This window comes from Viridibacillus sp. FSL E2-0187, assembly GCF_038006425.1.
GTDB classification, from domain to species: domain Bacteria; phylum Bacillota; class Bacilli; order Bacillales_A; family Planococcaceae; genus Viridibacillus; species Viridibacillus arvi.
In genome coordinates, this window is the sequence record NZ_JBBOVG010000001.1 from 3,573,425 (window position 1) to 3,597,070 (window position 23,646).

A 23,646-nucleotide genomic window follows, 5' to 3' on the forward strand; every position below is an offset into this window, starting at 1 on the left:
AATCCCCCTCTATTAAATCTATATTATTTCCATTGATGCATCTGTCCATATTCCATTTCGATTGCAGTAGTTGCTTCCGCTACAAACCATTGATGAATACGACCTAGCCATTTTTGATAAAGTCTCACTTCATAACTAGGAGAAAGGGGCTCATCTAGCACTTCATTGGAGACGACAACAATCGGTATATTTCTTTCACGTAATGCATAAATCGTATTTTGCATCGCTATGAATTTCCTTTCAATACAGCCTTCTTTTTGAAAACAGCTCATACCAGTTTCATAACCATTATAAAATTCATTTGTTAGCCAAGTGGTCACGCAATCCCATAATATCGCGTCACCTTCATTTATTTTAGAGAGGAGCATAGAAAAGTCAGTTGGTTGTTCAATTGTCGTCCACCGTTGCCCTGCTCGATCGTTTTGGTGCCGGTTGATTCTTTGTTTCATTTCATCATCAAACGGTACTCCTGTTGCAACATAGACAAGTCGCTTCTCAGGCGATGTCGCTGCTAAATTTACAAGGTACTTTTCTGCATATGCACTTTTTCCACTCCGCACTCCACCTGTTATAAAGACGAGTTCGCTTGAAACCAATGCATCATCTCCTCTTCTAAACGATTCATTGCTTCGGGTGCCTTCATACCTACTCGGAACCATGCACCTTCCATTCCAATGAAATTTTCTGTATGTCGAAGCACTATGCCCTGCTCAAGCATATAAGTAAAGAAACTTTGTGACTGTGTAGGATCGGGCAATTGAAAGCTCACATAATTAGTAACACTGTTCGTAACAAGACAATGATTTTGTTGTAAAAACGCTTTAAAACGCGTACGCATTTGAAGAGCATAATCACAAGCCTTCTGACGGAAAGAATCTTCTTCCTTACTTAAACAGCGTGCTCCTATTACTGCTGCTATACCATTAATATGCCAATGAGGTGCGAGCTTCCGTATTGCACTTGCCACCTCAGGTGCAGCTACCATATAACCGAGCCTTATACCTGCAATTGCGTACATTTTCGTCATTGAACGTACAATAATCACCTGATGATTTTCTTTTACTGATTGTATAAATGATGCATTTTCATCAACAAAATCTATAAAAGCTTCATCTAAAACAATAATACAATTCGATTCTTTTGCAGATTCAATAAGCTGTTGAAGTTCTTCTTTCGAAGGTAATACACCTGTCGGATTATTAGGGGTACATAGGTATAGGACAGCTGCATTTTGCATTGCTTGTTGAAGTTCGTCTAATGGTAACTTCCAATTAACGATATCTTCACAAACTACACGCTGTATTTCTACATCATTTTCTTTTAATGTCGCTTCATACTCCGAAAAAGTCGGATGTAAAATAATTGCATTATTTCCCCGGAAATATGTCGCAAGTAATGAGAAAATTTCCGCCGCACCATTGCCTAATACGATGTTTTCTGTAGAAATGTCGTGATATTTAGCGACAGCAGATAGAAATGGCTCACCTTCTGGGTCCGGATAACGTTGCAATAATTGCAAATAATCGACCCAATCATTTTTGATAAAATCTGGTGCACCTGCTGGATTAACATTTTCGCTAAAGTCTAATATATCAACTGGTGGTTGAATGCCCAGCTGTGTATATAAACGATATGGATTTGCCCCATGATTAGGTAATGACAACGAAAACCCCTCCTAAAATGACCATTAGTAGCCAGAATAATATGGTTGCGATTTGCATTTGTTTAATAGAACGTATAATATGCTGTGGCCCTAGTTCAAAATGGCACTCACCCATTTTCGCACGATTTGAGACAATCCCCTTATAGCTATTCACACCACCAAGCTGAATGCCTAATTGATATGCTGTAGCCGCTTCGAGCCAACCACTATTTGGACTTGGATGTTTTTTCGCATCACTTAGCCATCCTTTTATGCGATATGCAAATGGTTTTCCACTTTCATTTTTTGTACCTAGCATAAGTAATAAACCTGTCATTCTACTCGGCACATAATTTAATACATCATCCACATGTGCAGCTACGTATCCAAAATCTGCGAACCGTTCATTTTTGTAAGCTACCATTGAATCAAGCGTATTAACTGCCTTATACATCCATAGTCCAGCACCGCCAAATAAAAACGCCCAAAAGAGTGGTGCAGTTACACCATCACTCGTATTTTCAGACACGGTTTCTACTACACCTCGCGTCACTTCAGGTACCGATAAATGATCTGTATCACGTCCTACAATCCACGATAACTTCACACGAGCTTCCTGCAAATCTCCTGATACAAGTGGATTGTATACTTCAAGTGCTGCTTGTTTTAGACTTTTCCCCGCTAAACCTACAGCTATTAATATTGATTCTACAAAAATACCTAGAATAACATTGATAGAATATGCAAAATAAATTACTGCAAAAGTAATTGTAGTTGTTAAACCAACAACAATTAGGACAAGTAAAAGCCCTTTTAATTTACGGTGCTTACCTTTATTCAAACAATCTGTTAGTTTAGCAATTAATGTACCAATCCAACGTACGGGATGTGGCATTTTCGGCGGGTCACCTATTAACCAATCTAAAGCTACCCCAATCGTACAAGCAATTGTATGTGCTAACATTTTATAACCTTCCCTTGGCACGTTTGTAATCTTGTAGTGCTGTAACTGTCGTTTCGTAAACTCCGTGACCAATCAATTTCCCTATATCTGTGATAGGACCGGCATATTCCATAAACGTTCCATTTTGTGTCGCAGCAATTAATAGACTATCTGTTGATGTACCTGTTGCAATCGTATTGGATATTGGATCCATGATTTCTTCTTGCTGCATTGCTTTTACCTTCGCTTCAGTTGCCGTTATCATTGCTTGCATAAAGGATTCTTCCGTTAGTTTCCCGTTAATAATGACCCAAGTATTAATCGTTCCAATATACGGTTTACTCACTCTTTCATGTGCTCTTGAAACATCTACTGCATTTCCAACACCAGCTGTAACTGCAACAATAATACTTCCAGTTGTATTTGAAAATTCACGAATAACTACATGCTTCGCTGCAACTGCAGTCATCATAGCCACCGTATTGGATGGCATAAAATTATGTTGTTCAAGATAACTTTTTAATTCTTCATGTGCATCTGCACACATATAACTCAAATCAACTGCACGATTAACAAATGATTGGAACCATCCAAAACCAGCATTGTGAACGGCTGAGGAAACTGTTTTTAAAGGAAATTCCGTACGAAGCTCAACAAATTCATCTCTTATTTTAAATTGTTCTTTTGTCACTATATAGGATTCACGTTCATCCGTAGCTGTTGGCATTAGTGTTACTTGTGGCTTTGGCAATTCTGGATGCGGATAACTTGAAACACGCGTATTATATACTTCTAAAATTTGCTGTTCTTTCAAGACTTCATGTGGTTCCCCAATAGCTTTTACATGTCCTTTTTCCATTAACAATAACCGGTCACAATAGAGTGAAGCTAAGTTCATATCATGAAAAACAGAGATAACAGTTAAACCATTTTGTACTGCTTCTAGACGAATCATATCTAGTAGTTGTCGTTGATGTGCAATATCTAAATGATTCGTAGGTTCATCTAAAAGTAAGATATCGGCTTGCTGAGCAAGCGCTTGTGCTACAAATGTACGTTGTTGTTCCCCACCTGATAAAAATTCGAGGTTTGTATGTTCATAACTATCCACACCAGTTTGCTTCATAGCTTTTTTCACTGCATTTTCATCTTGTTCTGACCATGTCGAAAACCAACTATTTTGATGTGGATAGCGACCTAAGGCTACCGTCTCTCGTACTGTATGTGAAAAAGCATGGGCATGAAGTTGAGGTAATACAGCCATTTTGCGCGCAAATTCCTTCGGTGAGAAATCTTTAATATTTTGTTCTTCGATAAGTACTTGACCAGTTGTTGATGGCAAGATACCACTAATCACTTTTAATAATGTGGATTTGCCGCTACCATTTGGTCCTAATACGCCAAGAATTTCGCCCTTTTTCACGCTAAACGAAACGTCTTGAATTATTGGCCTGGTGGCGTCATAGCCTCCAGTAATATTTTCTACAGTAAGCATACTTACGCACCTTTCGTTCTTCTTTGTCGGAAAAAGATATATGAAAATACTGGCGCCCCAATAAGTGCAGTAATGACACCTATTGGTAACTCTGTTGGAGAAATAATTGTACGAGCAAATAAATCACAAACAATTAATAATGATGCTCCATTTAAAAACGATAAAGGCAACAAGTGACGGTGATCTGCTCCAAATAATAGTCGTGTCATATGTGGTACAACGAGTCCTACAAAGCCAATTGTTCCAGAAACTGCAACTGCAGCACCTGTTAACATAGATCCGCCTATTAATATCAGAATTTTGCTTTTCTTCACGTCAACACCAAGATACTTGGCACGTTCTTCTCCAAATAACATCGCATTTAATTCACGACGGTTTAACCATAATAAAAATGATCCGATGAGTACAAAAGGCCACACCATCTTGACATATGGCCATCCACGCATTGAAACGCTTCCCATAAGCCACCCAATGATTTGCCGTAACTCATCACCTGTTAACGCAATTAACAATGAAATTAATGCTCCTAAAAATGAACTAACGATAATTCCTGTTAAAATCAGAGTTTCCATTTTCATAGTTCGATCAACTAATCGTGCAAAAGCCAGTACACCCATCATCGCCAATAAGGCCCCTAGCATGCTGAAGGCTGGTAATGTGTATATACCAAAAATAGGGGTCGAAATGCCGAAAAAGAGCGTCACCACAGCACCTACTGAGGCACCGGATGACACTCCTAACGTATACGGATCGGCGAGAGGATTTTTAAGCAATCCTTGGAAAGCAGCGCCCGCAATGGCCAGTGAGGCTCCTACTAACCCTGCAAGCACAACACGCGGCATGCGTATTTTCCACAATATATTCGTCGCTGTTGGATCCGCTGCCGTATTCCATAACGTACTAATTGGTACTTTTACAGAACCAATTGATACACCTAGCCAAATGCTAACAATTAAAATCACAAAGGCTATGGTGTACCCTAAAATGGTTTTCCTCACTCAAAAGCCTCTGGATATACTGCTTTTGCAATGACCTCTAATCCTTCAGCAAGACGAGGACCTGTACGACTTGTTAAGTTCGCATCAACTTGAACAACTGCATCATTTTTAACAGCTGTAATACTATCGAACCCTTGGCGTTTTTTCACCTTTTCGACAATATTTTTTACATGGTTGTATTTCACAATAATTGTATCTGGATTACGTTTCACAATTTCTTCAGGATCAATTTGGAACCAACCAGTTTGATCTGCTGTGACGTTTTTTATATTTGCTAGATCAAACATTTCTTGCATAAATGTATCTTTACCTGCAGTGTAAATATTAGGTTCATCTGATGTTTCGACGAATGCTGATTTTTGTTTTACATCTTTCACTTTTGCTTGTACTTCTTTTACTTTTGCTTTCATATCATCAGTAATCTTCTTAGCCTCATCTGCTTTACCAGTAATGTGGCCTATTTGTTCAATTGTTTTATACGTTTCAGCAAAATTCCCAGCATTTTTTACAACGAAAACTTTCAATCCTGCGTCACGTAATTGTTGGAGACCTGCTTCTGAAGTACCTAGAAGTGTTTCGTGTGCGAAAACAACGTCTGGATTTAAACTAATAATTTTCTCGGCGTCAAATTTCATGCCACCGATTTTTTCTTTTTTCGTTGCCGCTTTAGGATAATCATCATTATCCGATACAGCAGTAATTTCTTTTTCTAAACCTAACGCGAAAAGAATTTCTGTGTTACTTGGTACCAAAGTAATAATGCTCTTTGGTGCTTCTGTAAATTTCACATCATTACCAAGTGCATCAGTCTCTGTTAATGGATAACCCGCTACCTGTTGCTCTGTCGCTGGCTCACTATTTTCCTTTTTCTTCGTATCTTCCGTTTGGCCACAGCCTACTAATACACCTAGTGCTAAAACAAACACTAAACAAAATTGCCATATTTTCTTCATTTACATTTCCTCCTTGTTCATAAAAAAATCTCTCGTTTTACGACGAGAGATACGATGACAGTGAATATATACATAGCTGTACTCAAAATGCACTTTTACTGACACCATTTCTATCCGCGTAGTTCTAATTGGTGGTCTCCATGTTGGTAGGTCTCCTGGCTCGTGATCACAGCTTGCCGTGCCTTCCCAAAGCGTTAGGCTTTAGTGACAAATTACGACTTACTCACACATACAGTGGCGGGACCGCGTCGGATTTTCACCGACTTCCCTTTTCTCTTTACCTAATGAAAGTAAAGAACCAACATGTCTCACAATATACAATTTTTTATTATATCCTGTACAATTATACAGAAATTTAAATACTTGTCCAAGTTGTTACTAGGCTTGGTGGAACTATTAGCAATAACAAATTGTGACATGAATGGATTAAGTGTAGCTATTTTAGCTTTAACTAGCGCAATTTTTTTTCTTTCGTTTGTTCTTTATAAAAACCAAAAGACCATTCCACACTTATTCAGTGCGAAATAGTCTTTTTATAAGTACCTCTTAGATTCACAAACTTATTCAATCTCAGTAGCTAAAAGGGTCTTTCTGTCATTACATTTTCTCAGGTGCTGATACACCAATAAGTTTTAGTGCGTTTGCGATTGTAGTACGAACTGCTGTAATTAGAGATAAGCGTGCTTCTGAACGATCTTTGTTGTCTGCATCTAATACTTTTTCAGCATTGTAGAAGCTGTGGAAAGTTGCTGCTAGTTCTTGAATGTAGTTAGTAATACGGTGTGGAGAGCGATTCTTCGCAGCATCCGCAACAACTTGTGGGAAGTCCCCTACTTTTTTCAAGACATCAATTTCTTTCTCTGCATTAAGAAGATCTAAATGTTCTTCAGATGCTGCAAAGCCTTGTTCTTTTGCTTGGCGCAAGATGGAAGAAATACGAGCATGTGCATACTGTGCATAGTAAACTGGGTTTTCATTTGATTGCTTAACAGCTAGGTCAAGGTCAAAGTCCATATGTGAATCACCTGCACGCATTGCAAAGTTGTAACGTACTGCGTCTAAGCCAACCTCTTCAACAAGTTCACGTAAAGTAACCGCGTTACCTGTACGTTTACTCATTTTCACTTTTTCGCCGTCTTTCATTAAATTCACCATTTGAATGATTTCAACTTCTAATGTGTCACGATCGTAACCAAGTGCTTCGATTGCTGCTTTCATACGTGGGATATAGCCATGATGGTCAGCTCCCCAAATGTTGATAAGTTTAGTGAAGCCACGTTGAATTTTATCTTCATGGTATGAAATATCTGGTGTTAAATATGTGTAAGAACCGTCATTTTTTATAAGTACGCGATCTTTGTCGTCGCCAAATGTTGTTGAACGGAACCAAGTAGCGCCTTCTTCTTCAAATACATGACCATTCGCACGAAGTTTTTCTAAAGCCGTTTCTACTTTACCTGATTTATAAAGTGATGTCTCAGAATACCAAACGTCGAAGTCAACACGGAAGTTTGCTAAGTCTTTTTGTAATTTACCAAGCTCTAATTTCAAGCCGTGTTCACGGAAAAATTCAAAGCGCTCTTCATCTGACTTACTTAGAATCGAATCACCAAACTCAGCAACTAGTTTACCTGCGATATCGATGATATCTTGACCATGATAACCGTCTTCAGGCATAGTAGCTTCTAAGCCTAACGCTTGTTTGTAGCGGGCTTCTAAAGATGCCGCTAAATTATTGATTTGATTACCTGCATCATTGATGTAGTATTCACGTGAGACATCATATCCTGCAAAGTCTAGAACGTTACATAATGAATCCCCTACAGATGCTCCTCGTGCATGTCCTAAATGAAGGTCACCAGTTGGGTTAGCTGACACAAATTCAACTTGTACTTTTTCATTAGCGCCAGCTTGTGAACGTCCGTATTCAGCGCCTTGCGCTAAAACAGTTGTGATTACTTCCGCTAAATAGTCTTTGCGTAGCACAATATTCATAAAACCAGGACCTGCGATGTCGATCTTCTCAATTGCAGTACCTGTAGTATCAAGGTTTTCAATAATAGCTTCAGCGATTGCACGTGGTGGCTTTTTCGCTAATTTTGTAAGTTGCATAGCTATATTAGTTGCATAGTCGCCATTCGTCTTATCCTTTGGTGTTTCTAAATGTATATTCAATGTTGATGTATCTTCTAAAAGACCTGCTTTTGATACTGCTGCAAGAAGCGCTTCTTTAATCGCATGTTGCACTTGTTCTACTGCGTTCATTATTTTCCCTCCGAGTAATTAATTTCTAAAGTATAATCGCCTACTGATTGTCCACCAACGATTAGATCATAGTTTAAATAAAATCTTCCGCTCGTTTTACTGTCATGCGGCTCGAATAGCATGTCCTTCGTATACGTCACGATTGGTAATGCACCGAACTCACTATCATAATGGCCGTTTTGTTCATGATTAAGTAAAAATGGCATACGCATTTTCACATCACCATTTCGAAGAATAACTGCCTCATTAGTACCGAATTTTAAAGTTGAACGAATATGTTTATCTTCTTGAACTTCTTCATATTGTAAGTACGTTTGGTCCCTTTTTTGAACTATCGTACCTTCTGACCAAAGCTCATAAGTTTCAGCTTCTGTTTCAGATGATTGTCGAATTGTCGTTTTTAACTTTAATTTTACGGGTGCTTTAAGTTCACTAGCCATACTTATGGGCCTCCGTTCCATTCTTTATATAACCTTCTTATTATAGGTTAGATTCGCTTGTTTTTTCAAGGTGCAAGTAAATTTAAGACAAACAGTGAATTCTTTATAATCACTCCTTCTCACTACCTTATGTCGTTTTATAGGGAAAACATAATTATTTTAATTTTTCTTATAAAATTGAATGTTATAATGAAGGCATAAAATGGTAGGAGAGAATCTATATGTTGCTCGAATTAGTCATTAATTTTTCGATATTATTTACTTTTGTTATATTTTCATATTGGTTATACGAGTCTTTAGAACCTTATCAAGATAGTTTTATTGAGCTGCAACCTTGGATCGTAGGTCTCGTAGCAGGACTTACTGGCTTACTTTTGATGGGTACGGCTGTACATTACCAAAATGATATTATTAGTGATAGTCGTTTTATTAGTATCTTACTCAGTGGATTGCTCGGAGGCCCAATTGCTATTGCTCTGTCTTCACTCATCATAGGGGTTTTTCGAATTTATGTGTTTGGCTTGTCAGAAACGTCTATTTTTGCAGGATTAAATATTTTAGTAATTGGTGGTGTTATCGCATTTATTTCAATAAAAAAACCAATTACTTTCGGCAATATTTATTTCTATTTCACTTATATCGTTTTTCAAGTTTGCATTGTTTTCTATATTCTTTCAGATACTAGGATACATGGCTTACAAAATGTTATTCAAACAGCACTTTTTTATATCGTGTCATTTTACATAACTTTACTTGTATTAAAATCAATTCGAAATCAATTTAATCGTATGCGAGAAACTGAAAAAATGGCTGAAACAGATTACTTAACTGGACTACCGAATAACCGGCGCTTCCAGCAAATAATAGATGATTTACTCTCTAATAATGTCCCTTTTTCATTGATATTAATTGATATCGACTCTTTTAAAAAAGTTAATAAAACGTATGGTCATCCTGTTGGTGATGAAATCTTACAACAAATAGGTACACAGTTAAAAAATTATGTGAAAACGATTAATGCAGAAGCTGCTAGGATTAGCGGCGAAGAGTTTTATATTGTTTGTAAGGACGCTGTGCCTGCCTATGGCATACATTATGCAAATTTAATTCAATCACAAATTGCCAAAACACCACTTGTTGTGTCCACTGGTCATGTAATTCCTATTACTGTTTCCATTGGTATTTGTTCATACCCTGACAATGGTAATACTTCAAAAGAACTCGCGTTTTCGGCAGATAAGGCCATTATGCAAGCAATAGCAAGAGGTTCAAACCAACTCGTTCACTTTAACCAATTGAATAATTAATATTATTGTAATAAAACGCTAAGAGAATTCACCCTTAGCGTTTTTTGTCGCTGTCAAATAATTACCAAATTCATCCTTTTTAATTTTTTTCGTCCGTTTATTTTACATAGAATCATCACATACTATCGCTAAATTGGTGGAACGGAGCTGTTCTTATGAATCGAGCAGACTATTGGCGAAAAAGAAGGGTGAATAAGCGCTGGAAACGCACTCTTATGTGGAGTGTCGTAGGTATTTCAGCTTTTTTAACAGTATTGCTGTCACTCAGAATATACGCACAAATTGCGGGTGCGCCTTCTCTCGCTGTTCCGAAGGCAACCGTTTTTTTAGATGCGGATGGGCATCGAGCTGGCGATAAATTTTCTATGGAACGTCGCTACTGGGTAAACCTAGATGAAATTTCTCCTTTTGTTGCACAAGCACTTATTGCAACGGAAGATAAAAATTTCTATTCGCATAACGGTTTTGATTACACCCGTATTGCAGGCGCATTATTGAAAGATATTAAGGCAATGCGCAAAGTTGAAGGAGCGAGTACAATTACGCAGCAATATGCTCGCAATTTATATTTATCGCATGAGAAATCGTGGCTAAGGAAAGCAAATGAAGCACTCTATGCATACCGTTTGGAAGTCTTTTATGATAAGGATAAGATTTTAGAAGGCTACTTAAATACTGTTTACTTTGGACATGGTATGTACGGTATTGAAGCTGCAAGTAGATTTTATTTTGGGAAATCAGCAAAAGATTTAACACTTTCTGAAGCTGCTTTGCTAGTTGGGATTCCAAAAGGACCAGGCATTTATTCTCCTGCAGTAAATAAAGAAAAATCAATAGGTCGTCAACAATTAATATTAAGTTTAATGTCTAACCAAAGTGTTATTTCTGAAGAACAAGCAGAGAGAGCTAAGAGCGAAACTCTAGATTTTAAATATGAGGAATGGGAAAATTCGAAATCACTAGCACCATACTTTTTAGATACAGCTTGGCAGGAAGCAAAAGATATCCTGACTGAGAAAGGCCGTCGCTTTGAAGAAGGTGGTTGGGTAATCAAAACAACATTGAATACTTCACATCAAAAAGCTGCTGAGGAAGCTGTTGAGAAATCGTTACCAAACGATGAACTAGAAGTTGGTTTCGTTAGTATGGATCCATCTACAGGTTATGTTACTGCACTAGTTGGAGGACGACACTATTTAACAAGTACATTCAATAGGGTAACACAAGCTAAAAGGCAACCTGGATCTGCTATTAAGCCTTTTTTGTATAGTGCTGCACTGGAAAAAGGTTATACTCCTTTAACGTTTATGGATACTAGCCCTACCATTTTCACTTATGATGATGGACGCTCTAAGTACGAGCCCAAAAATGTAAATGGCGAATTTGCGGATCATCCAATGTCTTTGGCACAAGCAATTGCTATATCTGATAATATCTACGCAGTGAAGACGTTTGAAACCATCGGCTATAAGGCATTCAGTAATGTATTGAATCGATTTAACATCCAAAGTAAATTGCAAAATTCACCAGCGGTAGCTCTTGGTACTTCTGAAGTAAGCTTAATGAATTTAACTTCCGCTTATAACACATTAGCGGCAAAAGGTGTTCAAAAGAAACCAACAACAATTATTTCAATTACTGATGCAAATGGAAAAGTTATTTATAAAGCAGAAAAGAAACAGAAACAGAAACAAGTGATTAGTTCAGATGATGCGTTTTTAATCACACAGTTGATGACTGGTATGTTCGATCCAGTCTTTAATGATTATGCACCAGCAACTGGGATTTCAATTCGTAACAAACAAACTAGACCTTATGCAGCAAAATCAGGTACAACTTTAACCGATCAAATGATGGTTGGTTATACCCCTTCTTTAACTGCTGGTGTTTGGAATGGTTACGATAAAGGCAAACAGATGGACAGTGCAGAAGATTCACGAGCTACAAAACAAATTTGGATTGATTTTATGGAAAAAGCACATGAAGGATTACCTAGTGAGCCATTTATGGCGCCTGATAATATTGAAGGCGTAATTGTCGATGTAAAAACAGGTGGTCTAGCGACTTCAAGTTGTGATCAACAACGACTTGTATATATGAAAAAGAAAGATATCCCGAAAAAGCTATGTACAGATCCAAGTATTGTTAGTGATTTAACGAAAAAAGACGAAACATCTTGGCATCTATTTCCTTTTTCATTATTTGAATAAAAAAAGCTGCATCTTCTAAGGAGTCCGTTATCCTTAGGGAGATGCAGCTTTTTGGTTCTCGAAAATATGAGTTACATGGGGCATTCGGCTTGGGTTTGTCAAAATGCCGCATGTCTCTCATATCAAATCGGTTACCAGATGTCCTAGCTTACTTTCTTAAGTTGTAGTTAAAGTGTACTGCCTTTCAAAGACAGTTTCAACCATGTATTGAAATCGCTTTATAAATGTCACACTTTGTTCAATTATTTTCAAAATTTTAGAAGGCTAATTGTCCACGTAATTCTTCTGAACTTAAAGACCACATTTTCTCGTTAAAGCCGTGTAAAAACTCGCCTAGCACTCGTTTTGACTCTTCGTCCATATGCTCTACAATGATATGACGCTTCATCGATTTATCCATTTTATTAACATGGTCTGCTAAAATTTTATAACCACGACGTTTTTCCCTATTGACAACCATTTCACAAGCCGTTACACCAGCAAAATAAGCTCCACCTTCTTTATGATCGATTGTCACCCATACTAGCCAATATGGTTTACCACCCGCTGAATCTTCTCGATTCGTTGTAAATTTAATGCCTCTTTCAACATCACTACGTGCATGCATAGCCCCTACTTCTACAGTAGCTTTTTTTTCTTCAATATCAATGATGACTGGTGATACGTTCTCAAGAGTTAAAGAACCTACCCCAAATCCTTTATGTCCGTCTGTTGGATCGTTTTTAATAATCGTAAATCCTAACTTTTGTTTCGGTTTTTCTTCATTAGTCATTTCTCAAAATCCCTCCGTTCTGTTATTATAACGAATATACACTATATTTTAAATGAGGAGGACTCTTGATGCCTATAGTAACAATAAAAATGCTTGAAGGTCGCACAGACGATCAAAAACGTGATTTGGTTGAAAAGGTAACAGCTGCAATTTCCGAATCTGTAGATGCACCAAAAGAAAACATCTCAATTATAATCGAAGAAATGCAAAAATCACACTACGCTATTGGTGGCGTACGTAAGAGCGACCTTTAATAATATAGTTATCGTAAGCAGGGCTGTCCCTTTTTAGGGATGGCTTTTTTTGTATAAAAAAACCCCACTTTTGGGGATTTTCTTACTGAATCGATACTGTTGCAAGTTGTGCTATAAATTCAAAGGCATCTCTTAGCTCTTCTTCTGTGAAGTTCAGCTTTCCTTTTACCACATGTACCTTTTCAATTTGCTCTTCTTTTGTGAGTGCATCAAAATATAATAGCGTTGAAACAAGCTCTAGAAAACGTGCACTTCTATCATTCATCATAGTAATCACTTCTGGTAGCTTGTCATGTTGCTTACCTAGCATAGTAGAGAAACTTGTCCCTTCAGCAGTAACCGCATAGCGGTATTGTACATACGATCCCTTATCCTCTTTTTCTTCCGTTAAAAAACCCATATTACAAAGCTCTTCTACGCGTAACGTTAACTCTTCTGAGTAAGGGCCATATATATGAAATTGGTATTTTTCCTGGAATGGAAATCGCATTTTCTTTGCTATATAGACCATTTTTTGTAGTTTTTTACGACCAGTGACTTGACCTGCTAATGACACAAATTGTACGACTTTTGCGTGTTCTTCTAGCACTTTTAAATCTCCTTCCGGGAGGTTATTAACCTTTTAATATTTCTAATATTTGTTTTCTAAGCGTTTTTTTCTTACCGTTCTCTAGTAAAATATCTTCTGGAAAATATAACTTATGATCCGTTCGGCGTTTTCCGGATATGGAATCGACGATATCAGATGATCTCGATAATTCACGGATTTCGTCATTCGGCATTAATAGATGAATCGGTAATCTCTCCTCTTCCTCACCCGGACGATAGAAATCATATGGTAAATCTGAAGACGAATCTAAAACTAAATAGTACTGCGGGTCAATACCAGCTTTTTGGAATAGATTCTCAAGTTCACGTAGCTTTTGATAATCTTTGGCAGGGTCAATTTCCACGTAATTAAACAATTTACGGTTCACAAAACGTCTGCTTAAATCACTCAAAATAGGATCCGCCTCACGCATCCATAGTTGGAAATATGTCAGCAAAATACTTTCATCCAAAGCTAAATAATCTTCAAGTTCAATATTTTCATCAAAAAATGCTTGAAAATGCGTAGGCTCGTGTAAGAATTTATAACCTGTTTCACTTAATGCTTTCGCACGATGTAAAATCTTTGTCAAAATTACTTCCGCACTCCGTGATACAGGATGAAAATAAACCTGCCAATACATTTGATAACGACTCATAATATAATCTTCTACTGCATGCATACCACTCGATTTGATGACCACTTGATCCTCTCGCGGACGCATCACGCGCAATATACGTTCCATATCAAAATGACCATAACTGACACCAGTATAATAAGCATCCCGTTGTAAGTAATCCATACGATCAGCGTCGATTTGACTTGAAATCATACTGACAACTTGTTTATTTTCATACGTTTTTGCAATGACATTCGATACTTTTAATGGGAAATTAGCCGCAACACGACTGAGCACTTGATTGACTTCGGTATCCCCCATAATAATATGGCGTGTGAATTCTTCATGGTCCAAGTCAAAAACATGTTCAAAAGCATGCGAAAAAGGTCCATGTCCCAAATCATGCAATAATGCAGCACAAAGTACGACAAGCCGTTCACTTTCATCCCATTCTGGTCTACCCTTGAACACATCATCGACCATTCGACGGACAATTTCATAAACACCAAGTGAATGATTAAATCGACTATGCTCTGCTCCATGGAACACTAAATAAGTCGTACCAAGTTGCTTAATACGGCGTAATCTTTGAAATTCTCTTGTTCCAATTAAATCCCAAATCACCTGATCTCGCACATGTATATAGCGATGGACTGGGTCCTTAAATACTTTTTCTTCTTCTAACTTTGCTGTTGCGTAACTCATAAGGCACCCCACTTCCACTGTTTGTATTGAATTGTTGAATATATAACCTATTAACGAGGCAACTAAACTAATGGACAAATTACACTAACTATATCTATTAAATGATATTGAACATCTTTAATTCGTGATAAGAAAATTGTTTATTTACTAAAATAAACAAATAATTGTAGTAAATCACACTCAAATCCTTATCGAATTAATCATTCTACTACAACTTTAATTACAAGTATAAATGAAAAAACCACCTTTCGGAAAGGCGGCTAAAGTCTGACTTCAAGCTAGGAACTTAGTAAGTTTATGAACTAACTCCTACGCTAAGAAGTCTACAATTCGTTGCTCTAATTACTATAATGATTGTCATATCAACATACTAACCGTCTGTTATAGACGATTTTGTGATTTTAATTTGGCACGTACTTTTTCCATTAATTCCTCTTCTGTTAAAGCAGCACAAGGACGATTATTTACGAATGCGAATGTTTTCTTTCGTCCAGGACCACAATATGACTGACATGCGATATCGACTGAAGCATCAGCATCGATTTCTTTTAATTTCGGGATTAATGTTTTTAAATTAACGGCCTGACATTCATCGCAAACTCGGAATTCGTTTGCCATCTGTCTACAACCCTTTCTATATTTGAATCTGAAGTCTAACAGTCATTGTATCGTATTTATAGCCGTTCCTTCAAGCTTATAATGAGGCATTATCTCATAGCATTCTCTTTTCTTTTCACTACAAAAGCCCCCACAACAACACCTAGCATAATATTTTGCAAGTTTGTGAATAAAAAATAGAGAAAGTGACCACGCTGAGACTATCAACATTATAGGAGGTTATAAAATGGTAAAAGTCAGACAAGATGCTTGGTTAAAAGAAAACGATGAATTGTTAGCAGAAGCAGTTATTCGACATGTTAAAGAAGGAAGTACACAATTAAATGCTTTTGAAGAAGCTGGAGATGCTTTGAATAGGACCGCTGCTGCATGTGGCTTTCGTTGGAATGCTGTCGTTCGTAAAATCTATGAAAATGAATTAGCAGGCGCTAAAAAGGAACGTAAGGAACGTATGCGTGTATTCGGACAAACCGTACGTCGCCGAAATACAGGAATCTACGTACTACCTACTAGTGGAAGTAATGAAAGTAATGGTGTCACTGAGCAACAACGTTCTATTCCACTATCATCGCTATCACTTGATGTTGTCATAGCTTATTTAATGCGCCTACAACATATGGGTAGTGGTAATGATTCTGAGACTACAAGATGGCGTCATTTGGCTAATGTGGCTAATGATAAAGTATCTCGCTTAGAAGCTGAACTTAACAAGCTAGAGAAGGAGAATCGCCACATGCGCAAAGATTACGAGCAATTTGCTCAAATTATGAATCGCGCTCGCAGAATGATAACACTAGATGAAGAGGAAGAGCATATCGCTCCCGTTTTCACTATGGAACGCAACGGAAATTTAATTGTTAAAGAACCGCCTACGAATTAATAGGGTTAAGAGAGGATAGCATTTCTTCAATAGATTTTACCTCTCTCTTCCGCCATTTGATTTCATTTTTTTAATCCAATACTAAAACCCGACCCGCTTGCGAGTCGGGTTATTTTTTCTCTGTTATTCACTTAACATCTTTTTATTACGTTCAAACACGCGATTCAAATAGAAACTATAAAGTTCCATTTCTTTTTGTTGTAATGAACCAATTTTTATTTCATCACTAAGTTCCATTAATAATTTTTGTAAATCTATAACGGTTTGTTGAACTGTCAATTTTTCATTTAAGAGTTCGGTTAAGGAAGCCATAACTTCTGGACGCACTTGTGGATATTCAAATTTTGTCTCCTCACCCTGCAAACCTATTTTATAAAAATCCCTTATTAAACTGGCACGCTCTGCTCCACTGCCTTCTATGCATAGATAGATTTGCACGGCGATACCTTGACGCAATCTACGTTGTGAGATACCTGCGAACTTCTTGCCACCTATACTTAAATCATAAGAACCTGGACAGTATGAACCGACGATTTCATACGCTTCAATATGTTCAGCAGCTTTTGGAAATAATGCTTTGATGAGTTCTAACATTACTTCATAGCCTGTATTAATATCGATTTTTGAATGCTGTTCAGACAGTACAATGGAAATATTCAAAACACCTGAATCTAACACAACTGCAAGCCCACCTGAGTTTCGAACAATTGGTGTGAAACCTTTTACCGCCAAAAAATTCATACCATCTGTAATATGTGGCAAGCGATGGTCCTGAATGCCAAGTACAACTGAGCGATCATGTACCCAGGTGCGGACTGTTGCTGGTGACATGTCTTGGCCAACTAAATGGCACAATGTATCATCAGCAGCAAATGATTCTAATGGTGAGTGCCCAATACCACTCACAGATTGATCCCAAAAACGCCATGTTTTTTGCTGTAGGTATGTTAACATTTTTATTCTCCTGGACTATATTGTTTTCTTCACTAGCATACACGAATCGGTCAATTTTCTCATGTCAAATTCGTGACTTTCAAGCAATAGTGAGACTTATTTTCTTTTTTTATGCTAAACTAATGCAGAATGATTCTCATTAAAAGGAGTGTCCATAAACAATGATCGAAGCAGCACAAACACTAGATGGTTGGTACGTATTACATGATTTCCGTTCAATTGACTGGGCTTCTTGGAAACTAGTTTCTGAAGAAGAGCGTCAAGCAGCGGTTGAAGAGTTCATTAAATATCTAGAAAAAATTAACGAAGCTGACATTGCGAAAACAGGAAGCCATGCTTTCTACTCAATCGTAGGTCAAAAAGCAGATTTCGTACTTATGACATTACGCGAAACAATGGAAGAATTACAAGAGCTTGAAACGGAATTCAACAAGTTAGCAATTGCTGATTTCACAATTCCTTCTTTCTCTTATGTTTCAGTGGTTGAGCTTTCAAACTACCTTGCTGGAAAAGACTCTGACGAAGATCCGTACCAAAATCCACATGTACGCTCTCGTTTATATCCTGAATTACCTCGTTGGAATCATATTTGTTTCTATCCAATGGATAAACGTCGTCAAGAAGGCGCTAACTGGTATATGCTACCAATGGACGAGCGTAAAGAATTAATGCGCAGTCACGGTTTAATCGGCCGTAGCTATGCAGGTAAAGTTAAACAAATCATCTCGGGTTCTGTCGGTTTTGACGATCATGAATGGGGCGTTACTCTATTTGCTGAAGACGTATTGCAATTCAAAAAACTAATTTATGAGATGCGTTTTGATGAAGTAAGTGCTCGTTATGCTGAGTTCGGCGCATTCTTCGTTGGTAATATTTTAGACAACGAAAAACTAGTGAAACTTCTAACTGTTTAATTTTTCATTTTTAAATGAAAGCTCTTTATTTTATTGAGCTTTCTTTTTTATGTTCATATGTGTCTTTTATTTTAACTGAATCAAAATGCGAAGGGGCAAAAGTCCTCCACAAAATAAATAAAAACAGCAATCTCTTAAAGTGAATCCAAAGAGTTTGCTGTTTTTGTGTATATTTTTACTTAATAGATATTATTTTTTCAGAAAGCATTTTATGCATATCGAACATTAAATTCAGCTAATTTCTCAATAATTTGCTGTTCAACATTAACATCATTTGTAATAGCTTCATCAGAATATGGTGCAAGTATCTCGTGATGACCTATCATAACAGCATGATGGGCATGTTCGAACATTGAGATATCATTGGTATCATTCCCAAATGCAATATAGCTACCTGAAGAAATATGAAGTTGCTTCAAAGCACTCCATTTATGAATACCTGTAGGACTAATATCCAATATCCCTTCATCTCTATGTAAGTGAATGATAACATCTAGTTGTTTCAAATCTTCATGAAGGGCATCCATATTACAAGAAGTCAGAATAAGTATTTTTATAATCGAGTTTAGTTTTTCAAGCGGTTTTTTTTCTGCTAAATTATGTGGATTAAGATTATTTAAAATCGGGTGATCTGTAGGCCCCGTATAAGCATAATCCCAATCGCCATCAATTAAATACGTAGCTTGATATTTTTCTAATAATGCCTTTAACTTTACTAATATTGTTGGGCTAAATCGAGCTACTTGTTTAATATTTCCATTTTGACATATAAGTGAGCCATTCCCCCCTATCATTTTATACCCGTGAAATCTTTTATGAAGTACAGGCAATAAATCGCGTATCGGGCGTGCGGATGCAAAAACGACTTCATGTCCACTTGCTGTAAGTTGCTCTAAACTTTGGAGTATAGGTTCTGTGACTGGTTGGCCTTTAAAGCAAATCGTACCATCCAAATCGAAAACAAAATGCATGTATGACACTTCTTTCTCTGAGGTTTCGTGAGTTTTGTCCTCTTTTTATTTAACTGCGACAATTTTGCCGCCGGTGAGCTGTAAGAGTTCATCTGCAGTTAGCTGGAACACAGCTTTTGGATGACCCGCTGCTGCCCAAATTGTATCATATTGAAAAAGGTCTTCATCAATTAAAGTTTGAATTTCTGATACATGTCCGATGGGAGCTACTCCCCCGATTACAAACCCTGTATGTTCACGAACAAATTCTGCATCAGCTTTACTAAGCTTGTCTTCTATAACTTTGGCAATATGCTTCTCATTTATACGATTAATACCACTTGCAACAACTAAAAGTGGAGTATTAGTATTTTTCATACGAAAAATGATTGATTTAGCAATTTGCGCAACCGTACATCCAATGGCATCTGCCGCTTCTTGTGCTGTACGCGCGCTGTCAGGTAACTCTACTACTTGATTATCGAAACCTAACGATTGTAATTTTGTCTGAATGACAAGTGCACTTTCCTTCATGAAATACATCTCCCTAAATAGATATTTTTTTCATTATACACGAATAGGCGGTCTTATTTTCTTAATATTGCATATATTTTAATGAGGAGGTCTTGCGATGCCTGTCATACAATCGACAGAAAAACAACTAGAGTTACTAGCAAGATTGATGCGAGCCGAGGCAGAGGGCGAAGGAGAGCTTGGTATGCTGATGGTTGGCAATGTTGGTGTGAACAGGGTAATTGCTAGCTGTCTCGATTTTACTGATATTCGAACAATTGAACAAATGGTTTTTCAAAGTCCAGGTGGATTTGAAGCAACGCAGAAAGGGTACTTTTATCAACGGGCACGTGAACTAGATAAACGTTTAGCGCGCAGAGTAATTAACGGTGAAAGATTTCACCCAGCGACGCGCTCGCTATGGTTTTTCAGACCTGAGGGTGGCTGTCCTGATCAATGGTATGGTCAATGGAATTCTGGGCGTTATAAGTCGCATTGCTTCTTCTCTCCAAGTGAAAGTGATTGTCCGCAAATTTAACAGTTAGAAAGGATGAATGAATGGTCCAATATTATTGGCCACCTAACTATCAACAACAGATGATTCCTCCCCAAGTGACAATTCCGAGTACTGGTAGACCATCAGGTTTTCCAGTACGTGAGGAATCTTATATTGAAAATATTTTACGACTAAATCGTGGGAAGCCAGGGAATTTTCACTTTTCGTTTGAGCATGCAGTAGAAGCTGGAAAAAATACGATTAATGTACGCGGTGTCGTGGAGGCGGCTGGTCGCGATCATGTCATTTTACGTGATCTCAGAACGAATCACCGATATCTCTTCCCTATGATTTACTTCGATTATGCAGAATTTGATGAGGAATTAGCTTATTTTAACCAATCTCAGTAAATAGCAAAACCCTTCCATATAATCGGAAGGGTTTTTGTCTTTTTATTCATTACTTAAATGCTGTTGTAATGCTTGTTTGAAGGCTATTGGGTCATCAAGACGAATAGCAACACGTGAATATTGCTTTTTAAAACCTATTAACAAAGTTGCTGTACATGGTTTTTTTAATTCTAAAATCATATGTGGATGGACTTCTTCAAAGTCTCTTGCAACAAATTCAATCGTTGTTTTCGTATTAAGCTTCTTCTTGAGTTCTTCTTGATCAGTTGTAATCGACTTAATGTCGTCTAATGAAAGTTCCATCTGTTTTACAAGACCTAATGATAAATATAATTTCTGCTCTTTCAAACGTACTGGATTCAAACGTACTGCTTGTATATCCCCAAGAAAGAATATAACGCTATATATATTCAATATGAGTAGGATAATGGAAATAACCATTGATTTTTCGTGAAGCCACCAATGGATGCCTAATGTTTCGATTACTATCGCATGTATTAGCATAATTTGAAAGGCAAGTAGACTAGATTTTTTGTGTAAAGTGAAGGTGTTAGGTGCTACTGGAATTGGCCTTTTCCATGAAGCAAAAGCATAATAAAACATAAGTAAATCTGAGATAATCATTTGTACAATTCGGTGCTTAGATACCCTTTTCCGCACGGCCTTTGGAAAGGCAAATAATAAACCTTCATCATACGTACGTACATCACGAATGACCGCAGGCATGAGGAAAAATAGAAATCCAATCAAACTGAGCTCAAATAAAATTATAGAGCCCTCTATGGCAAAACCTACATAAGAAAACCCGACGAACGGCGCTAAATGCTGGGCTGGAATTAAAAGCTTTGCGAAAATTAACCCGCCCGCCATTAACATTATGAAACGTTTTATAGTAAATTTATTTTTTCGATCGATTGCGATGATTAATAACGGTGTGACAATTGCTAAATCAAAAAGACTACCTAGAATAACACCTTTTGTTTCCTCTGATAAAAAAACTTCTGACAATGGCGTCCGATATAATGCCAAGTTCGTCGCAAGAACAAGTAAAAGTAACGCCATCCAAATATAGCTTTTCAAATCTCTTTGGCTTACTACCATCTGATCACCTCATCTTCTATATTTTATTAAAAAAGTAATACGCATTTTTAATAAAGTACCGACCTTTACTAAAAAATCCTACCTGATAAATTAGCAAGTAGGATTTCTTTCAAAATTATACATGTTTAAGAGTTGCTAGAATAACCATTACCCAAGCAGCTAAGAATAGAACTCCTCCAATTGGTGTAATAGCCCCTAAAATACCTACACCTGTTAAGCAAAGAACATATAAGCTGCCTGCAAAAAATACGATTCCTGCTAGCATTAAATATCCAGCACGTGAAAGCTGAGTAACAGGCCCAATTAATGAAGAACTCATTAATATACCGATTGCGATTAATCCTAATGCATGGAACATTTGATATTGTACAGCTGTATCCCATACAGCTGCATAGTGATCGGATAATTTCCCTTCAAGTGCATGTGCTCCAAAAGCACCCAGTGCTACTGCGATGAATGCATTCACAGCTCCTGAAATAATAAAGAATCTCATCTTCTTTTGACACTTCCTTTTCTAAAAATCAAAAATCGAGTCACCATTTGCATCCTCTTCGTGAAGCTTATTTGTAGTAATGGAAGCCGGTACCTGCGTCTGCATTATTTGTTGTGATGGTTGTATATTTTGTGCTTGAACAACTTGGCTATTTTGCATGTCAAGTGGTCTTGATGGTCTTGCTATAGTTTCTGAAGATTTAGCTAGCACTACATCGCATAACGCCCGAACCGCAGAAAGTGCTTCACGAATTTCTTGCTCATTTCTTGCATTTTTTGCCTGCAATAAATGTTTGTCAATTTCAGTAACAATTAATTCATGAGAAATCATTAGATGTTTCCTCCCTGCTTCGGCTCAAATTTTAAACACTCAAGACCCGAGGACCTTTTTACGATTACAGAAGGCAGCTCCTTACTTTTGAATTGGTATGCTCGACACCCTCTAGGACTTCTTTGATCCCAAGTCACATAGAAATGCCTACATTTAAAACAACTCTCTTGCATGACGCTCCCCCTCTTCATACTTCACTTTACCATGATTATATCAAACCATAAAGTGACGGGTTTTTGACTTTAATGCTGAAGACGTTCATTTAGAGGCGGAAAGTAGTTGGTGGGGGTGATTGTTGTGGTAAGTTGATTGTTTATTGTGGTAATTGAGTTGTTTGTTGCACTATTTTGGCTCTTTGTTGTGCTAACTCCGCTCTTTGTTGTGCTAACTCCGCTCTTTGTTGTGCTAACTCCACCCTTTGTTGCGCTAACTTGGATCTTTGTTGCTCTATCTGGCCTCTTTGTTATTTAGCAGAATATTCATGTCCTAACACCTCTTTTCACCCACAATTAGATTCATTCCAACATAATTGATTCACCTTATCCCCTATCAATAGCTTATTTAAGGGCTAGCATTAGGGGGCGCTCCTTTGTTGGAGATTGGATTGTTGCGCCACCTGCGTTGTTTGTTGCACTATTTTGGCTCTTTGTTGCGCTAACTCCGCCCTTTGTTGCTCTATCTTCGCTCTTTGTTGCGCTATCTAGCCTCTTTGTTATTTAGCAGAATATTCATGTCCTAACACCTCTTTTCACCCACAATTAGATTCATTCCAATATAATTGATTCACCTTATTCC

At 37.4% G+C, this 23,646-nt stretch carries 25 protein-coding genes and 1 riboswitch; of the genes, 7 read left to right on the forward strand and 18 right to left on the reverse strand.

The window, feature by feature from the left end; genetic code table 11:
* Nucleotides 1-23: 23 nt before the first annotated feature.
* From MHH85_RS17355 to MHH85_RS17390, 8 genes are all read right to left on the reverse strand, one after another.
* On the reverse strand, nucleotides 24-596 hold the full coding sequence (locus tag MHH85_RS17355; protein ID WP_340707875.1) for a bifunctional adenosylcobinamide kinase/adenosylcobinamide-phosphate guanylyltransferase: 573 nt from the start codon (nucleotides 594-596) through the stop codon (nucleotides 24-26).
* Nucleotides 569-1,663, reverse strand: a complete 1,095-nt coding sequence (gene cobD / locus MHH85_RS17360) for a threonine-phosphate decarboxylase CobD (protein ID WP_340707876.1) — start codon at nucleotides 1,661-1,663, stop codon at nucleotides 569-571. Before cobD ends, MHH85_RS17355 begins: the two co-directional genes overlap by 28 nt.
* On the reverse strand, nucleotides 1,650-2,606 hold the full coding sequence (cbiB, locus tag MHH85_RS17365; RefSeq protein ID WP_340707877.1) for an adenosylcobinamide-phosphate synthase CbiB: 957 nt from the start codon (nucleotides 2,604-2,606) through the stop codon (nucleotides 1,650-1,652). The genes cobD and cbiB overlap by 14 nt, the downstream gene beginning before the upstream one ends.
* A gap of 1 nt (nucleotide 2,607) precedes the next feature.
* Nucleotides 2,608-4,080, reverse strand: a complete 1,473-nt coding sequence (locus tag MHH85_RS17370; RefSeq protein ID WP_340707878.1) for an adenosylcobinamide amidohydrolase — start codon at nucleotides 4,078-4,080, stop codon at nucleotides 2,608-2,610.
* A gap of 2 nt (nucleotides 4,081-4,082) precedes the next feature.
* Nucleotides 4,083-5,066 carry a FecCD family ABC transporter permease gene (locus tag MHH85_RS17375; RefSeq protein WP_409351159.1) on the reverse strand — a complete coding sequence of 328 codons (984 nt, stop codon included), beginning with the start codon at nucleotides 5,064-5,066 and terminating at the stop codon, nucleotides 4,083-4,085.
* A gap of 8 nt (nucleotides 5,067-5,074) precedes the next feature.
* Entirely contained in the window at nucleotides 5,075-6,031 is a 957-nt protein-coding gene (locus tag MHH85_RS17380; RefSeq protein ID WP_340707880.1) for an ABC transporter substrate-binding protein, read from the reverse strand.
* A 128-nt stretch (nucleotides 6,032-6,159) separates the two neighbouring features.
* Nucleotides 6,160-6,349: riboswitch (cobalamin riboswitch) on the reverse strand.
* 279 nt (nucleotides 6,350-6,628) lie between these two features.
* Nucleotides 6,629-8,296, reverse strand: coding sequence for an arginine--tRNA ligase (gene argS, locus MHH85_RS17385; RefSeq protein WP_340707881.1), 1,668 nt, complete (start codon nucleotides 8,294-8,296; stop codon nucleotides 6,629-6,631).
* The gene (locus tag MHH85_RS17390; protein ID WP_193738318.1) at nucleotides 8,296-8,736 is read right to left on the reverse strand and encodes a DUF1934 domain-containing protein; all 441 of its coding nucleotides are present in this window, start codon (nucleotides 8,734-8,736) and stop codon (nucleotides 8,296-8,298) included. The genes argS and MHH85_RS17390 overlap by 1 nt, the downstream gene beginning before the upstream one ends.
* A 221-nt stretch (nucleotides 8,737-8,957) precedes the next feature.
* Between MHH85_RS17390 and MHH85_RS17395 the strand changes: the two genes are divergently transcribed.
* Entirely contained in the window at nucleotides 8,958-10,043 is a 1,086-nt protein-coding gene (locus MHH85_RS17395; RefSeq protein WP_340707882.1) for a GGDEF domain-containing protein, read from the forward strand.
* Between the two features lie 155 nt (nucleotides 10,044-10,198).
* A complete protein-coding gene (locus MHH85_RS17400) occupies nucleotides 10,199-12,253 on the forward strand; it encodes a transglycosylase domain-containing protein (protein ID WP_340707883.1) in 2,055 nt (684 codons plus the stop codon).
* A gap of 256 nt (nucleotides 12,254-12,509) precedes the next feature.
* Here MHH85_RS17400 and MHH85_RS17405 read toward each other — a convergent pair whose 3' ends face one another.
* Nucleotides 12,510-13,025: a YwhD family protein gene (locus MHH85_RS17405; RefSeq protein ID WP_340707884.1), complete on the reverse strand. Its 516-nt coding sequence runs from the start codon at nucleotides 13,023-13,025 to the stop codon at nucleotides 12,510-12,512.
* Between the two features lie 68 nt (nucleotides 13,026-13,093).
* On the opposite strand from MHH85_RS17405, the gene MHH85_RS17410 reads away from it, so the two are divergent.
* Nucleotides 13,094-13,279, forward strand: coding sequence for a 2-hydroxymuconate tautomerase (locus tag MHH85_RS17410; protein ID WP_053417932.1), 186 nt, complete (start codon nucleotides 13,094-13,096; stop codon nucleotides 13,277-13,279).
* An 82-nt stretch (nucleotides 13,280-13,361) separates the two neighbouring features.
* Here the strand turns inward: MHH85_RS17410 and MHH85_RS17415 are convergent, their stop codons facing one another.
* From MHH85_RS17415 to MHH85_RS17425, 3 genes are all read right to left on the reverse strand, one after another.
* Entirely contained in the window at nucleotides 13,362-13,868 is a 507-nt protein-coding gene (locus MHH85_RS17415) for a YwgA family protein (protein WP_340707885.1), read from the reverse strand.
* A gap of 25 nt (nucleotides 13,869-13,893) precedes the next feature.
* A complete protein-coding gene (locus MHH85_RS17420) occupies nucleotides 13,894-15,192 on the reverse strand; it encodes an HD domain-containing protein (RefSeq protein WP_340707886.1) in 1,299 nt (432 codons plus the stop codon).
* A gap of 381 nt (nucleotides 15,193-15,573) precedes the next feature.
* Nucleotides 15,574-15,810 carry a DUF1450 domain-containing protein gene (locus MHH85_RS17425; protein ID WP_038180139.1) on the reverse strand — a complete coding sequence of 79 codons (237 nt, stop codon included), beginning with the start codon at nucleotides 15,808-15,810 and terminating at the stop codon, nucleotides 15,574-15,576.
* A gap of 226 nt (nucleotides 15,811-16,036) precedes the next feature.
* Between MHH85_RS17425 and MHH85_RS17430 the strand changes: the two genes are divergently transcribed.
* Nucleotides 16,037-16,690: an RsfA family transcriptional regulator gene (locus MHH85_RS17430; protein WP_193738313.1), complete on the forward strand. Its 654-nt coding sequence runs from the start codon at nucleotides 16,037-16,039 to the stop codon at nucleotides 16,688-16,690.
* 123 nt (nucleotides 16,691-16,813) lie between these two features.
* On the opposite strand, the gene MHH85_RS17435 is transcribed toward MHH85_RS17430, so the two are convergent.
* Nucleotides 16,814-17,644, reverse strand: coding sequence for a lipoate--protein ligase family protein (locus MHH85_RS17435; protein WP_193738312.1), 831 nt, complete (start codon nucleotides 17,642-17,644; stop codon nucleotides 16,814-16,816).
* A gap of 161 nt (nucleotides 17,645-17,805) precedes the next feature.
* Here MHH85_RS17435 and hemQ point away from each other — a divergent pair, with 161 nt between their 5' ends.
* On the forward strand, nucleotides 17,806-18,558 hold the full coding sequence (gene hemQ, locus MHH85_RS17440; RefSeq protein WP_193738311.1) for a hydrogen peroxide-dependent heme synthase: 753 nt from the start codon (nucleotides 17,806-17,808) through the stop codon (nucleotides 18,556-18,558).
* Between the two features lie 209 nt (nucleotides 18,559-18,767).
* Here the strand turns inward: hemQ and MHH85_RS17445 are convergent, their stop codons facing one another.
* Both MHH85_RS17445 and MHH85_RS17450 read right to left on the reverse strand, forming a co-directional pair.
* A complete protein-coding gene (locus MHH85_RS17445; protein ID WP_193738310.1) occupies nucleotides 18,768-19,529 on the reverse strand; it encodes an HAD-IIB family hydrolase in 762 nt (253 codons plus the stop codon).
* 45 nt (nucleotides 19,530-19,574) lie between these two features.
* Nucleotides 19,575-20,042, reverse strand: coding sequence for a YbaK/EbsC family protein (locus MHH85_RS17450; RefSeq protein WP_340707887.1), 468 nt, complete (start codon nucleotides 20,040-20,042; stop codon nucleotides 19,575-19,577).
* A 97-nt stretch (nucleotides 20,043-20,139) separates the two neighbouring features.
* Here MHH85_RS17450 and MHH85_RS17455 point away from each other — a divergent pair, with 97 nt between their 5' ends.
* Nucleotides 20,140-20,559 carry a cell wall hydrolase gene (locus tag MHH85_RS17455; protein WP_193738308.1) on the forward strand — a complete coding sequence of 140 codons (420 nt, stop codon included), beginning with the start codon at nucleotides 20,140-20,142 and terminating at the stop codon, nucleotides 20,557-20,559.
* Nucleotides 20,560-20,579: 20 nt separating this feature from the next.
* Nucleotides 20,580-20,927 (forward strand): spore coat protein GerQ, encoded by a 348-nt coding sequence (gerQ, locus tag MHH85_RS17460; protein WP_193738307.1) that lies wholly within the window; start codon nucleotides 20,580-20,582, stop codon nucleotides 20,925-20,927.
* 42 nt (nucleotides 20,928-20,969) lie between these two features.
* Here gerQ and MHH85_RS17465 read toward each other — a convergent pair whose 3' ends face one another.
* The 3 genes from MHH85_RS17465 to MHH85_RS17475 form a co-directional block, all read right to left on the reverse strand.
* Nucleotides 20,970-22,028, reverse strand: coding sequence for a beta-carotene 15,15'-monooxygenase (locus tag MHH85_RS17465; protein WP_340707888.1), 1,059 nt, complete (start codon nucleotides 22,026-22,028; stop codon nucleotides 20,970-20,972).
* A gap of 115 nt (nucleotides 22,029-22,143) precedes the next feature.
* Entirely contained in the window at nucleotides 22,144-22,521 is a 378-nt protein-coding gene (locus MHH85_RS17470) for a DUF423 domain-containing protein (protein WP_193738305.1), read from the reverse strand.
* Nucleotides 22,522-22,542: 21 nt separating this feature from the next.
* A complete protein-coding gene (locus MHH85_RS17475) occupies nucleotides 22,543-22,851 on the reverse strand; it encodes a YwdI family protein (protein ID WP_193738304.1) in 309 nt (102 codons plus the stop codon).
* Nucleotides 22,852-23,646: the final 795 nt, after the last annotated feature.